The sequence below is a fragment of the Psychrobacter sp. Marseille-P5312 genome, assembly GCF_900291405.1.
GTDB lineage: Bacteria > Pseudomonadota > Gammaproteobacteria > Pseudomonadales > Moraxellaceae > Psychrobacter > Psychrobacter celer.
The window spans coordinates 1,204,830-1,219,603 of record NZ_OLML01000001.1; the positions used below are offsets into that span (position 1 = coordinate 1,204,830).

Here is a 14,774-nt window from a genome sequence, read left to right on the forward strand (position 1 = left end):
TATTAGCCGACCACTGAGCCCATTTGGAAGATCGGCAGATACATCGCAATCACGAGGCCACCGACCAATACCCCAAGCACCGCCATAATCATAGGCTCCATCAAACTGGTCAGGCCATCAACCGCGTTATCGACTTCGCTTTCATAATAGACCGCCACCTTGTCTAGCATCTCCTCTAAGCTACCAGACTCCTCACCGATACCGACCATCTGTATGGCCATACTAGGAAATAAATTGGTAGAACGTATCGAAAACTGCAACTGCTGACCGGTAGAGACGTCGTTTTTGATCTGCTGAGTGGCATTATAAAACACCACGTTGTTGGTCGCGCCTGCTGTGGAGTCCAGCGCATCGATGAGCGGCACCCCAGCAGCAAAAGTCGTTGAGAGGGTGCGGGCAAAGCGGGCGATAATCGCTTGATAAGCGATATTACCAAACACAGGTATTTTCAAAACAGCGCGGTCCAAAAAGTCACGGAATTTTTTGGAGCGTTTTTTCGCTTCTGAAAACCCGATAATGGCGCCGCCGATGAGCACAATCAAAACAAACCACCATGACTGCATCCACTCAGACATGCCCACCACCATTTGGGTAAAGGCGGGCAGTTCAGCACCAAAAGACTCAAAAAGATCAGAGAACACGGGTACCACTTTGATGAGCAAAATCATGGTCACGATGACGGCGACGATAATAACGGCAATCGGGTATTTGACCGCTTTTTTGATTTTGGCTTTGAGCATCTCACTTTTTTCTTTATAAGTGGCCACCCGCTCGAGCATGGTCTCAAGTGAGCCTGATTGCTCACCAGAATCCACCAACGAGCAAAATAGGTCATCAAAGTAGCGTGGATGCTTGCGTAGGGCAGAGGCAAAGGTACCACCAGATTCGATATCAGATTTTATTTGCAATACCAAATCTTTCATACTGGGATTGTCTAATGAGTCAGCGACAATCTCAAAAGACTGCGTCAAAGGCACCCCAGCTTTCATCATGGTGGCCAATTGACGAGAAAAAATCGCGATATCGATGGGTTTAATGGCTTTTTTAAACGTATAAAGCGGCTTAGGTTTTTTCTTGATGCCCTTAACCGTAATACCCTGTTTGCGCAAAGTGGCTTTGGCCAGCTCTAAGCTGCGACTGGTGGTCTCGCCTTTTACCTTTTGTCCGCGCCGGTTTACGCCATCGTAGACAAAGTCTGACAGCATGTCGGTCTTTGCTTTTGCCATGTTTCTACCCTCAAAAATTGTCTTATTAGATATTGCAAATATATAAACGATGGTTCGCCAATAACATTGACTTTAGCCACTTTTATAACAGTGGTTTTATGGCCCTGCTCTTGTAAATACAGCTGGGCACAGCGTAGTAGCGATAGCACAACCTTTTGCATTTCCTACTTTATTTTAGCCTAAAAAACCAGTGCTCATCTGTTTTATTTTGAAATATATCTGGTAGATATTATTGCTAGTTTATAAAAGAAAAGCCATACCTACTTATGACTGGCAAATGATGACCAAGATTACTGCTGGTGTCTTTGATAAAAACACCATTTAGCAATGACGCAGTATGCTCCTCTTTGACGCGATGAGAGTTGGTGCTATTCAGAGGTTACTCGCATCATCTCTTGAATACTGGTCACCCCTTGTAATACCTTTAAAATGCCAGAGCGGCGCAGATCGCGAAAGCCGTTTTTGAGCGCAGCGTCTTTGATATCCATGGCATTGCCATCTTCCATAATGATGCGAGAGATGTCTGGGCTGACCTTCATGACTTCATAAACACCCACTCGGCCTTTATAGCCTTCACGGCATTCATTACAGCCGACAGGCTCATAGATGACGTTATCTGGATCGTCTAGATCGGCATCCGTAAAGCCAAGCTCAAGCAAGCTTTGCCGCGGTACATTGATGGCTTTTTTGCAGTTTTTACACAAGCGCCGTGCCAAACGCTGAGCAATGACCAAGTTGACAGAGGTGGCAATGTTAAAAGAAGCCACCCCCATATTGCGTAGACGCGTCAACGTCTCAGGGGCAGAGTTCGTGTGCAGGGTTGAGAGTACCATGTGGCCTGTTTGCGCCGCTTTTATTGCAATCTCCGCAGTCTCTAAATCTCGAATCTCACCGACCATGACGATATCAGGATCCTGACGCAAAAACGACTTCAAAGCATTGGCAAAGGTTAGGCCAACTTTTGGGTTGACGTTGACCTGATTGATGCCTTCAAGGTTGATCTCCACTGGATCCTCGGCAGTGGAGATATTGGTTGCTCCCGTGTTGAGGATGTTGATACCAGTATATAGCGATACGGTTTTACCAGACCCTGTCGGACCTGTGATCAACAGCATGCCCTGTGGCTTATGAAGAGCCTCTAAAAACATCTCTTGCTGATCTGGCTCATAACCTAAGGCATCAATCCCGAGCATGGCCGATGAGGGGTCCAAGATACGTAGTACGATTTTTTCGCCAAACAGCGTCGGCAAGGAGTTTACCCGAAAATCGATGGCTTTGTTTTTTGACAGTTTTAGTTTGATACGGCCATCTTGCGGGATACGGCGCTCAGAGATGTCCATTTGTGACATGACCTTTAGGCGCGCTGCGATCTTACCGGCAAGCTGGACAGGCGGGCTGGCCATTTTTTGCATGACCCCATCGACACGAAAGCGTACGCGGTAGGTCTTTTCATAGGGTTCAAAATGCAGATCTGAAGCTCCCATACGAATGGCATCCACCAGCATCTTATTGACAAACTTAACGACAGGGGCCTCATCGACGCTATCACTGAGCTTGGTCTCGCCCTCATCAGCCGCGTCATCCCCTTCTTCAAAACCGACATTTAAATCGCTATCAGAAAAGCTATCAAAGCTTTGCATACTGTCTGCATAGACCGCTTCGATGCGTTTTTTGAGCTTATCTTCTTCGACCACCACCGTTTCGATAGACAGCCGCGAGTTAAACGCAATGGCATCAATGGCATCGATACGTGTTGGATCACTTAAGGCGACAAACAAACGCTGACCGCGCTTAAACAAAGGCAAGGCATTAAATTTACGGACGATTTTTTCATCGACCAAGTCTTTAGGAATGACATCGAGGCTCAGGGCGTCTAAATCAAACAAAGGATCGCCAAAAGCTTGTGAGAGCATTTGTGCCAAGTGATAGGCATCGGCCAGCTTATTGTCTACCAAGTATGACACCAGTCCTATTTGCTGCTGCTGTGACTCGGTTTGTGCGGTTTTCATATTTGCTTCGCTAACGATACCTTCGCTAATCAGCTGCTGCGCTAAACCACCATATTTGCTGGTTGTGATAGACATGACGACCTCTCCTCAATAACAAACGTTTTGTATCGTTATCTGCTGTTGCACGAATAAATAGGTAGTAAACGAATGCTACTATGCAGTTTTTTTGGGTATTAGGGTAATAATATAGAATATTACTTTAGTTTAAAGAACTTATGGCAACTATTAAACTGTTTATTGACGACACCAAAAAGATAATAAGGGGTCGATAAATAGCGGCATATGGCTTAGTGCGGTCAGCCGCTGCAGCCGTATCAAGCCATGACAGCCGATGCAGCACCATACTATAGCAGTTGTGAATTATTTGTTATACTGGCGCGCACATTAGCCGAATTGGCATAAATACTTAAGACAGGGTAACTACAGATGCAAGCTTGGGTAATTGGTAATTGGAAACAAAATCCTGCAACGAGCGATGATGTCCAGACATTATTAAGCGATTTATTGGCGACTGCTGATAAAGATGACGGTGCCAATAGCGCTGGTTGCCAGTTAATGGTGGCCCCTAGCTGTATCCACTTGGCCGGTGTCAGCACCCATCTACAAGACAGCCCAGTACTGTGTGCTGCGCAAGATATCAGCGCGCATAGTGGCACTACAGGTGCCTATACGGGGGATTGCTCCGCGCAGCAGGTGGCAGATGCTGGCGCAACTTGGACATTACTTGGCCACTCTGAGCGCCGCCAATATCATCAAGAGACGCATGCTTGTTTACTCAGTAAAATGACCCATGCGTTTGACCAAGGCCTAGGCGTGGTGTTTTGTATTGGGGAGACACAAGCACAGTATGACGCTGGACAAACACTTGCGGTTATCGATGAGCAGCTCACCGTCATAAAAGACATACTAACGCAGCAGCCTGCGCTTGCTGACACCTTATCCGATCGCCTTATCATCGCTTATGAGCCAGTATGGGCCATCGGCACAGGTAAAGTGCCTACCGTGGCCGAAGTCAGCGCGACGCATCAGCATATCAAGCAGACGGTCGCAGACTATGGGGAAGCATTGGACAATATCACAGTCTTATATGGAGGTAGCGTCAATGCTGATAATGCCGATAGTTTTGCGGCAGATGCTATGATTAATGGCGCACTGGTCGGCGGCGCTTCATTGAAGGCTGCCAGCTTTTTGGCAATTGTGCAAGCTTTTGGCAATGGGCAAGCCTAAGGCGTCTGACATTACGCCGAACATCGCAGCTGGGTCACTGTTATGTATAGTGCTGCTGGTACTGGCGCGGGCACTATAAGCATACGGTTATGGTAAGGTCATCATTTGTATACAAAATGTCTTTATCAGTTGATAAAAGTGGGTTTAACAGTGCCCTTGTAATCGTGTACAATGCGCCTTATTTATATACTCTCATATATAAGCGGGTCGGGCAGTGACTTTTGCGTGGAGTCACTTCTGTGCTTTCATAGTAGGTAAAGTAGAGTTAGTAGGTAACGTAAAAGGTTGGCACTAAAAAGTTAACATTGTTATTTGCTAATATTCCAGGCTTTTAAGTCGCCTTGTTAGATTGTCGCTTTGTTAGACTCAAGTCAGCTTATATATTGATTCTTAGATTTATTTTCCGTTATCAGTCGTCATTACGCGGCAAAAGAGGCCAGCATGTTTACGTTTATATTAGCCCTGCATATTATTGTGGCGATTGCCATGATTGGCTTGATTTTGATACAGCATGGTAAAGGGGCAGACGCTGGGGCTTCTTTTGGTGCAGGCTCGTCTGGTACCGTCTTTGGGGCGGCAGGCTCCGCAAACTTTTTGACGCGCGCGACCGCTGTTTTGACAGTGATATTTTTTATTACCAGTATGACACTCGCGGTCCATGCGCGTAAACAAGCAGAAGATCAGTTTCGCTTAGATGCACCTGTGTCAGCGCCGCAAACGCCGCGCCCCTTGAACCAAGACCCTCAATAACGGCTGGCTCACTATCGGCCTATAGGGGCAGCCTTGTAGGCGATAGCGTAGTAAGTGGTTGGTTTTTTATGGATTGGGGTTTGAATGACAGTCTTTTTTTCAGCAGTACTTGCTATTTTTAGACGTTAGATTTACAATGCCTTTTCTGTTTTTCGCAGTCCAGCTTTAGAGTAACTTATATAGACGCTCAACAAGCTCATTGGCAAGTAAAAGCAGTAAAAAACGCGATTGTGGTGGAATTGGTAGACACGCCATCTTGAGGGGGTGGTAGCGCAAGCTGTGGGGGTTCAAGTCCCCCCAATCGCACCAAGTTTTATGACGCAGCATGACGTCAGGGCAGATTGATTGATGATAAATGGCTTGTTTAAATTTTATTTAAAATAAGCATTGACAATCATACAAACCTTCCCTATAATATGCGTTCTAGATTGATGCGGGGTGGAGCAGTCTGGTAGCTCGTCGGGCTCATAACCCGAAGGTCGTTGGTTCAAATCCAGCCCCCGCTACCACTTTTTATACTGATGTTTTGTATACTAAATTTGTCAGTAACGATTAACCCACCATAATGTTTGTGGGTTTTTTTGTATCTGAAGGTCAGTGTTATCGCGGTATCTATCCTACTTATGCTAAGCTCTATGTCTATAGAGCACGATACGGGTCGTCACTTGCCGCCATTGGCACGATTGTTTCGTAAGCACACTATCTTTTATTCCTCACTCCTTTATCGATAGTACTGCTTTATGAATAATAAAAGCAATGTTTGGCTGAGCTTGATGTTTTTTTGCTCAGCCTTATATAAACGCGCATACATACAACGATCTGTCTTGGTTTACAATATATGAGTATGACTCATCACGGTGAGTGATTATCATCGGTACACGATCAGCATAACTTTAATAGAGTTTGTGAGTACGATAGATAAGTGAACAGGAAAATATAAATAAATTATGAAGCTTTCGACCAAAGTTGCAGAACTGACCAATATCATCGCGCCTGCAGTTGCTGCTTGTGATGTGGCGCTATGGGGCATAGAGTTTGCGCCGCAAGGCCGTCGCTCGTTGCTGCGCATTTATATCGAAGCACTGCCAGAAGAGCAGGCTCAGGGCAAACACGTCACTATCGAAGACTGTGCGGCGGTGAACCATCAAGTCAGCGGTATTCTTGAAGTGCATGATCCCATCGCAGGTGAGTATGTCTTAGAGGTGTCATCGCCTGGTTTTGATCGCGCGTTTTTCTCAGATGAGCAAATGCATGCGTATGTTGGTCAAACCATCAGCCTGCGCTTGATCCAAGCGATCGGGACAGGTGAGCAAAAACGCCGCAAAGTGACAGGTACGCTAGACAGTATCGATGCCACTTCATTGAAGTTGACGGCGTCTGATGGCGAGCAGTTTGATATTGCGTTAAGTAATATTGATAAAGCCAATCTGGTATACGAAGACGCTTAGGTGGCCTACCTGAGCGACTGCACAAATGACCTAGATGGTTTATGGTGAAAAACAACGTTAATACATTAATGATAAAATTTAAGTCAATTAAAAAATGATAGGACAGGTATAGCATGAGTCGTGAAATCTTAACGGTAGTAGAAACTGTCAGTAATGAAAAGGGCTTAAATCCTGAAGATATCTTTGAAGCTATAGAAGATGCTTTGGTGGTATCAACCAAGAAAAAAGTATATACCGACCAGCCAGAAGTGGCGGTACGCGTATCAATCGACCGTGCAACTGGCGACTATGATACTTATCGTTATTGGACAGTGGTTGCCGATGAAGATCACGAAATGCCTGCTTGTCAGTTGGCCATCAGTGACTTAGATCAAGACGAGTGGTCCATCGGTGACATCAAAGAAGAGCAGATCGAGTCGATTGAGTTTGGCCGTATCGCTGCCACACAAGCCAAACAAGTCATTATCCAAAAAATTCGTGAAGCGGAGCGTGCACTGGTTGCAGACGCTTTTGAGCCACGTATCGGTGAGATGATGTATGGCGAAGTAAAAAAACAAACTCGTGATGGCTATATCATCGACTTAGGTGATAATGCTGAAGGTTATTTGTCACGCGATCAGATGTTGCCTCGTGAGCAGTTACGTCCAAAATCACGTATCAACGCTATTTTATATCATGTTAACCGTGAAAACCGCGGTGCCCAGCTGCTTTTATCACGCACGCACCCTGAGATGCTCTCAGCCTTGATGCAAAAAGAAGTGCCTGAAATTGCAGAGCAAATCATCGAAATCCGTAACGTCGCTCGCTTGCCCGGGACCCGTGCTAAAATAGCAGTCAAGACCAACGACCATCGTATTGATCCAGTTGGCGCTTGTATTGGTATGCGTGGTACGCGTATCCAAGCGGTGCAGCAAGAGCTCGATGGTGAGCGTATCGATGTGGTGGTTTGGTCAGATGACCCAGCCCAATTTATCATCAGTGCGCTAGAGCCAGCCGATGTTAGCAGTATCATCCTCGATGAAGACACCCAGACCGCTGACATTATCTTTAGCACCAACGACCAGCTCGCGCGTGCGATTGGCTCACAAGGTCAAAACGTCCGTCTGGCCTCAGAGCTGACTGGTTATAAGCTCAATATGATGCTAGAAGAAGAGTATCAGCAGCGTCAAGAAAACGAATCCAAAGCCTTTATTGAGCTGTTTTATGAGCGTTTGGAGGTCGATCATGATCTGGCACAAGCGCTGGTGGATATTGGCTTTACCAGTATCGAAGAAGTCGCCTACGTTCCTGTAGAGACTTTTTATGATATCGAAGGTTTGGACGACGAAGCGATTGACATCATTCAAGAGCGTGCAAAAGAAGTGGTCATCGCAGATGAGCTGGTCAAACAACAAAATATGAAAGAGCCAAGTCAAGAGCTGCAAGAGCTTGAAGGGATGACAGTCAGCTGGGCCTATAAAATGGCACAAAAAGACATCATCACCGTAGATGACTTGGCAGAACAAGCCGTCTTCGATTTAGAAGATATCGAAGGATTAGATTCTGAAACTGCAGGACAACTCATCATGAAAGCTCGGGAATCTTGGTTCGATGAATAAGCGGTAACTGCATATCGCTGTCTTTTGGTGATATGCTATTGAAAATAAAGCGCTGATAACAGGCACTCATACCGTCACAGGCATTATTGCCGTATCAATACGGACAGATGAGCGCATGAAATCAGCCTTACCCCAATCATTTGTAGCCAACAACTGAATTGAACATATAGCAAATAATAGACAGTAGGTGATAATAAATGGCAGATAAGACCGTCAAAGAACTGGCAGATATGGTAGGCAAAACCGCAAGTGCTGTAAGACAGCAACTGGTGGATGCTGGGCTGCCTGCTCGCGCAGAGGATGACCCAGTCACCGAGCTTGAGCAAGAGAAGTTGGTGACGTATTTAAAGCAAAGTCATGGTCAGCAAGAAAAGCGCCGTATTAGTCTGAAGTCTAAGACGACTAGCACCGCGCGTGTGACCGGCTCTTCAGGTAAGTCTAAGAGCGTCAATGTGGAAGTGCGTAAAAAGAAAGTCTTTGAAAAACCCAATCCAGAAAAAATGGCTGAAGAGTTGGCTGCCCGTGAGCAAGCTTTAATCGAAGCCCAAGCTCGTGCTGCTAAAGAAGCAGAAGAACGTGCTGCTGCTAAGAAAAAAGCAGAAGAGCGTCAAGCGGCAACGCTGGCCGCTATGCGTGCAAGCCTAGGTTCAAGCAAAAAGTCTGATGATAAAAACGACGATATTTCAGCCTCTGTGGTGGTAAAAAAAGGTGGCAAAGCAGCCACTGAAGTGAAGCCAAAAGAGCAACCGAAGAAAAAAGCCGCTGCGACCAAACCGAAGGTAGAAACCGCTGCTGAGCGTAAAGCTCGTGAAGCACGCGAAGCCGAGGAAGCGCGTCTGCGTGAAATTGAGGCAGAAACACGCCGCAAGCAAGCAGAAGAAGCGCAAAAGCGTACGCTTGAGCAAATGCGTAAAATGGCAGGCAAATATACCGATCGTGAGCCTGTGGCAGAAGTGCGTAAAGATGAGCCGTTGGCCGAAGGTCTGGTCGGTGATGCTCTAGAAGAGTCGTTTGAAAAAGAGCGCCGTGAGATCAAGCGTGGTGCTAGTAGCACGGGTGCTCGTGGCCGCCGCCGTAAAAACCAAGATGAGCGTGAATTCAAAAACCGCAAAAACGGTTTACGTTCAACGCAAGCCTCACAGCACAAGTTTGAAAAACCTGTCGAAAAAATCATCTATGACGTCGAAATCAGTGAGCACATCACTGTTGCAGATCTTGCACAGCGTATGGCAGTCAAGGCTCGTGAAGTCATTAAATTACTGATGAAAATGGGTGAAATCGCTCGCGAATCAGACACCATCGATCAAGCGACAGCAAGTCTGATCGTTGAAGAGATGGGTCACAACCCTGTTCTTGTCAGTGATACTAAGGTCGAAGACGATCTACAAGATGCTGTCGATGAGCGCAGCAGTAACGTGCAAACCCGTCCACCTGTCGTCACTATCATGGGTCACGTTGACCATGGTAAGACCTCATTGCTCGATAAGATTCGCGAGACCAAAGTAGCGACTGGCGAAGCGGGCGGTATCACTCAGCACATTGGTGCTTATCATGTTAAGACTGACCGCGGTGTGATTACTTTCCTTGACACCCCAGGTCACGCAGCATTTAGTGCCATGCGTTCGCGCGGTGCGCAAGCGACAGATATCGTCGTCTTGGTCGTGGCCGCTGACGACGGTATGATGCCGCAAACAGCAGAAGCCATCGACCATGCGCGCGCTGCTGGTACGCCGATTATCGTTGCTATCAACAAAATGGACAAGCCAAGTGCTGACCCAGATCGCGTCCTCAATGAGCTGACCACCAAAGAAGTGGTATCAGAAGATTGGGGCGGTGATACCCCGATGGCACGTATCTCTGCTAAGACAGGCGACGGTATCGACGAGTTGTTAGAGCTTATCGGATTGCAAGCTGAGCTGATGGAACTAGAAGCACCGCTTGATGGTTCAGCGCAAGGTGTGGTCATCGAGTCAAGACTAGAAAAAGGTCGTGGTCCTGTGGTGAGCGTGTTGGTCAAAAAAGGCACACTCAAGCAAGGCGACTTGGTATTGGCAGGTGAATACTACGGTAAAGTGCGCGCCATGACAGATGAGCGCGGTCAGCGTATCAAGTCAGCTGGCCCTTCTATTCCTGTCGAGATTTTAGGTTTACCTGAAACGCCAGCCGCTGGTAGCGAGTTCTTAGTCGTCACTGATGAGAAAAAAGCACGTGAAGTTGCGGACTTTAGAACCAATCGTGAGCGTGAGCGTCAACTCGAGCGTCAGAACAAAATGCGTTTAGAGAACATGTTTGATCAGATGGAACAAGGCGATGTATCGACCTTAAACATCGTGCTAAAAACGGATGTTCGTGGCTCATTAGAAGCCTTACTGGCCGCCTTAAACGAATTATCAACGGACGAGGTCAAAGTCAGAGTGATCAGCTCAGGTGTGGGCCCTATCTCTGAATCTGATGTCACGCTTGCTGAATCTAGCGAAGCGGTATTGCTCGGCTTTAACGTCCGCGCAGATAGCGCCGCACGCCGCAAAGCCGATGTCGCCAATATCGACATCCGCTACTATAGCGTCATCTATGGTCTAATCGATGATGTCAAAGCGGCAATGAGCGGTATGCTAGCGCCTGAGCATCGCGAACAAATCCTTGGTACCGCTGAGGTTCGCGAAGTCTTCCGCTCTAGTAAGTTTGGTGCTGCTGCTGGTTGTATGGTGGTCGAAGGTACAATCTATCGTAACAAGCCTATTCGCGTCTTGCGTGATGACAAGGTTATCTTTACCGGTCAGTTGCAGTCATTACGTCGCTATAAAGAAGACGTCAATGAAGTACGTACTGGTATGGAGTGTGGCCTTGCGGTTCGTGGCTATGATGTCGAAGTGGGTGATAAGATCGAAGTCTTTGAAATCCAAGAGTTCGCTCGTACTATCTAAAAACAAAGCTAGATACAACCCCCCCCCCTCAGACCATAGGCTCTATCAGCCAAGTCTGAAAGGTGTGGTGGATAGACCGTAGTACAGAGGCCTAACAGGTACATCCTGCTAGGCCTTTTTTACCATAGATAAGTCCTCATAACCAAGTCACTTAACCAATAAAAATAAGCCATATTAACTAAGCCATACTAATATTAAGGTAATAACATGAATCAACGTTTACAACGCTTAGCCGATCAAATCCAGCGTGAGCTTGCCGTCCTTATCCGCGACGAAGTCAATGATCCGCGTCTGACCGGTTTTGTCACCATCTCTAGTGTCAAAGTCAGTCCTGATTTGGGTTACGCTGACATTTATGTCACTATCATGGAGCCAGGGCTCGATGATGCGATGACCAAGACCAATCATGAAGAAAGCGTCAATGTGCTCAATAAAGCAGCAGGATTTTTGCGTACCGAGCTTAGCCACAGCCTAAAAACGCGTACAACCCCGCGTTTGCGTTTTCACTATGATGAAGTGACAGCGCATGGTAATTATATGATGGACTTGATCAATCAGGCCGTCAGCAAAACCGAAAAAAACGAGCATGACGAGTAAGCCCATATTATGTCTATCCCAGCGAAGCAAAATGACAAGATAAAAGTCTCAGGGGTTATTTTGGTAGATAAGCCCTATGGTCTGACCTCGCAGCAAGTGGTGTCCAAGGTTAAGTATTTGTTTAAATCCCCAAACCATGACAGCAAAAAAGCAGGCCATACGGGGACGCTTGACCCCATGGCCACTGGTCTGCTGCCGATTTGTCTGGGAGAAGCCACCAAGTTTAGCCACTATCAGCTAGATGCCGACAAATCTTATCAAGCCACCATTTTGCTTGGCGGCCAGACAGATACAGGGGATGCTCAAGGTCAAGTAATTGCAACAGCCTCTGTGCCGACATTTGATGCTGCCGCTTTAGAGGAGCTTGCCCAGCAGTTTTTAGGCGCGCAGCAGCAGATACCACCGATGTACTCTGCCCTAAAAAAAGACGGTAAAAAGCTCTACGAATATGCCCGCGCTGGCATCGACGTCATGCGTGAGCCGCGAGATATTATCATCCGCTCTATTCGCCTAACAGCACTCGATCATGAGCAGATTCAGCTAACCGTCACTTGTAGCAAAGGCACTTATGTGCGCGTGCTGGGTGAAGACATCGCTAAAGCGCTCGGCACACTCGGCCATCTCACCGCCCTGCGCCGCTTACAAGTTGGTAGCTTTAAGGTTGATAATGCCATCACTTTATCTGCTCTAGAAGATCTGCCATTGGTCGAGCGTTTCACGCAGCTGATGCCGATAGATGCCTGTATCGAAATACCTGCACAAATGACGCTGACGGCCGAGCAATGTCAGCGTATCCATATGGGACAGCGTCTAAATGTGTCTGCACAATTGACAGATGAGCTACATGTTTATATATCCCAACAGATTCTCCAGTCTACCAGCAGCCAAGTAGTAGCAGCGGCTACTGCGGCTCACGAAACGACTGTCAGCAACACAGCTCTCGCCTCTGACGTACCAGTAGATATTCGTCTGCTAGATGAACAAGGTCAGTTTTTGGGTTTGGGTGCTGTCAGTCTAAACGGTAGGCTACAACCGAAAAAGCTTATTCAACGTTAATGTTACCGTTTTGGTTGATCAGCGGCTTATTGCCCGGTTAGCTTACTAACAGTTTACACTAATCACATATCGTCACATTTTATTGCAGGTTTCACCTATGGTGAAACCTGTTTTTTTTGTACATTAATTAAGTCAGCAAGGGAAACGTGACATCATAATAATAAAAAAACTCGTGATAAAAATAATAATTAAGAGTTCTATTAAGATAAGAAAAAACAGGACGTTTGAATGGATTATAAAAATAATAATAAAGTAAAAGTATAAGAAAAACTAGAAACGCATTATAGTTTTACTATAGAAGATTGAGAGGGAAGATAATAATAATTATCAATAAAAATATAAGTAAGTAAAAATAATGGATTATGGTTTTGCTATCTAAAAATAGAATAGTAAATACGTGGCTATAAAGCGATAAAAAGTAGTTTCTAACAAAGACAACGACAACGATAAGGATACATATAACGATGAAGACCATTGCTTTTTTATTACATAATCACTTTGAACAAGCCGAGTATGAAGATGTCAATAACCAGCTAAAAGATAAGGGTTATCAGACAGTGTTGATTACTACCAACAAAGACAAGCAAGTCCAAGCGATGCAGCAAGACGTCGATAAAGCAGATACGTTTACTGCTGATATTTTTGCTAGCGAAGCAGACGCGAACGACTATGACGCATTGGTCTTGCCGGGCGGTACCGTCAATGCTGACACCATACGCGGCAAGCAAGACGCCCATCAGCTGATTCATGCTATTAATGATGCTGGTAAGCCTTTAGCGGTGATTTGCCATGCGCCTTGGGTGCTTATTAATACCGGTATCGCAAAAGGTAAGACGCTTACGGCTTATCATTCGTTAAAGACAGATTTGCAAAATGCTGGGGCAGATTTTGTAGACAAGACCGTACAAGTCGATGGTAATTTAATTACCTCACGTAATCCAGACGATATTGACAACTTCGTTGCTGCTATTGACAAAGCATTATCGTAACTGTGTATGTGCAATATTTTGTTTATTACTTGTTCTGTCTAATAACCTTTAAACGCTAAGACTTATTTTACAATCAAGTTTTATCATCAAGAGGAAACTATCATGGCCAATTCAAATCCAAACGATACAAAGCTAGAACAACAACGCTCAGAATCAGCAAAGGCGGCATTAAAAAGCCAAACTGAAGACAATCACACAGAAGATTCTGAGGCGGCGGCTGATAGAATTGCTGATAATTTAGAAAATGTAAAAAAAGATCAGTAATCAATACAGCTAATTTATAATTGAGTTTAGCTGTAGCTAAACAGAAATAATAAAAATAGGAGGGATTATGAGTCAGTCCACAAATAATATGGATCAACAAGAACAAGAAATTGAAAAACTGGCTGAGGATATCAATCCACGTGAAGATGCGACGCCAGATAGCTTAGCAGAAGCGACCACGGTGCCTTTAGAGGACAATGAGCTGGGCACGCATGCAACACAAAAAGATGCAAAAAAATAGAAGCCTTTTATAGTCAGTTGAAAACAAAACTGTCATAAGTTCCAAAGCGCTACTGGGATGAATTTTTCGCAGCCTCTGTGTATACAGCACGCAAGGAAAATTTATACCAGTAGCGCTATAATATTTTTAAACTGAATCCACTATCATCTTTTGACGCGTTTGAGTCGGTTTGTATCTTACGCTTTTTATCACAAACTAATATGAAAAACTGCTGCGAGGTTAGCAGTTTTTTGTTATAATTGCCGCCACATTTAAATTTGGTTTGAAGATAGGCTTAAATCATTGCGCTCATAAGGAGCGAGATAAAGCCGTGACTTATCTGCCTTTTTTAGATGATGATCTTATGTGATTGAGCTTAGCGACACTAGGTCAACTCTAGTAATGCAGGGTTGTCCTGAATGCCGTATAAGCTGTTTTACTTTTTATTTTACTGCTTTATATACCG

12 protein-coding genes and 2 tRNA genes are annotated in these 14,774 nt (G+C 45.5%); 12 read left to right on the forward strand and 2 right to left on the reverse strand.

What is annotated here, in order from left to right:
- Positions 1-2: 2 nt before the first annotated feature.
- Together C6W44_RS05235 and pilB are read right to left on the reverse strand one after the other, a co-directional pair.
- A complete protein-coding gene (locus C6W44_RS05235) occupies positions 3-1,226 on the reverse strand; it encodes a type II secretion system F family protein (protein WP_105244509.1) in 1,224 nt (407 codons plus the stop codon).
- Between the two features lie 368 nt (positions 1,227-1,594).
- A complete protein-coding gene (pilB, locus tag C6W44_RS05240; RefSeq protein ID WP_105244510.1) occupies positions 1,595-3,310 on the reverse strand; it encodes a type IV-A pilus assembly ATPase PilB in 1,716 nt (571 codons plus the stop codon).
- A 351-nt stretch (positions 3,311-3,661) separates the two neighbouring features.
- On the opposite strand from pilB, the gene tpiA reads away from it, so the two are divergent.
- The 12 genes from tpiA to C6W44_RS13495 all read left to right on the forward strand — a co-directional run bounded on the left by tpiA (position 3,662) and on the right by C6W44_RS13495 (position 14,329).
- Positions 3,662-4,462, forward strand: a complete 801-nt coding sequence (gene tpiA, locus C6W44_RS05245; RefSeq protein WP_105244511.1) for a triose-phosphate isomerase — start codon at positions 3,662-3,664, stop codon at positions 4,460-4,462.
- Positions 4,463-4,903: 441 nt separating this feature from the next.
- Positions 4,904-5,212 (forward strand): preprotein translocase subunit SecG, encoded by a 309-nt coding sequence (gene secG, locus C6W44_RS05250; protein ID WP_105244512.1) that lies wholly within the window; start codon positions 4,904-4,906, stop codon positions 5,210-5,212.
- Positions 5,213-5,436: 224 nt separating this feature from the next.
- Positions 5,437-5,521, forward strand: a tRNA-Leu gene (locus C6W44_RS05255).
- 123 nt (positions 5,522-5,644) lie between these two features.
- Positions 5,645-5,721 (forward strand) — tRNA-Met (locus C6W44_RS05260).
- Between the two features lie 438 nt (positions 5,722-6,159).
- Positions 6,160-6,660, forward strand: a complete 501-nt coding sequence (rimP, locus tag C6W44_RS05265; RefSeq protein WP_105244513.1) for a ribosome maturation factor RimP — start codon at positions 6,160-6,162, stop codon at positions 6,658-6,660.
- A 113-nt stretch (positions 6,661-6,773) separates the two neighbouring features.
- Entirely contained in the window at positions 6,774-8,258 is a 1,485-nt protein-coding gene (gene nusA / locus C6W44_RS05270) for a transcription termination factor NusA (protein WP_105244514.1), read from the forward strand.
- A 197-nt stretch (positions 8,259-8,455) separates the two neighbouring features.
- The gene (gene infB / locus C6W44_RS05275; protein WP_105244515.1) at positions 8,456-11,182 is read left to right on the forward strand and encodes a translation initiation factor IF-2; all 2,727 of its coding nucleotides are present in this window, start codon (positions 8,456-8,458) and stop codon (positions 11,180-11,182) included.
- Between the two features lie 207 nt (positions 11,183-11,389).
- Positions 11,390-11,779 carry a ribosome-binding factor A gene (locus tag C6W44_RS05280; protein WP_105244516.1) on the forward strand — a complete coding sequence of 130 codons (390 nt, stop codon included), beginning with the start codon at positions 11,390-11,392 and terminating at the stop codon, positions 11,777-11,779.
- Between the two features lie 9 nt (positions 11,780-11,788).
- Positions 11,789-12,835: a tRNA pseudouridine(55) synthase TruB gene (gene truB, locus C6W44_RS05285; RefSeq protein ID WP_105244517.1), complete on the forward strand. Its 1,047-nt coding sequence runs from the start codon at positions 11,789-11,791 to the stop codon at positions 12,833-12,835.
- A gap of 464 nt (positions 12,836-13,299) precedes the next feature.
- Positions 13,300-13,824 carry a type 1 glutamine amidotransferase domain-containing protein gene (locus C6W44_RS05290; protein WP_105244518.1) on the forward strand — a complete coding sequence of 175 codons (525 nt, stop codon included), beginning with the start codon at positions 13,300-13,302 and terminating at the stop codon, positions 13,822-13,824.
- Positions 13,825-13,926: 102 nt separating this feature from the next.
- Positions 13,927-14,088 carry a hypothetical protein gene (locus C6W44_RS13375; RefSeq protein WP_158676696.1) on the forward strand — a complete coding sequence of 54 codons (162 nt, stop codon included), beginning with the start codon at positions 13,927-13,929 and terminating at the stop codon, positions 14,086-14,088.
- Positions 14,089-14,155: 67 nt separating this feature from the next.
- Positions 14,156-14,329: a hypothetical protein gene (locus tag C6W44_RS13495; protein WP_199774459.1), complete on the forward strand. Its 174-nt coding sequence runs from the start codon at positions 14,156-14,158 to the stop codon at positions 14,327-14,329.
- Positions 14,330-14,774: the final 445 nt, after the last annotated feature.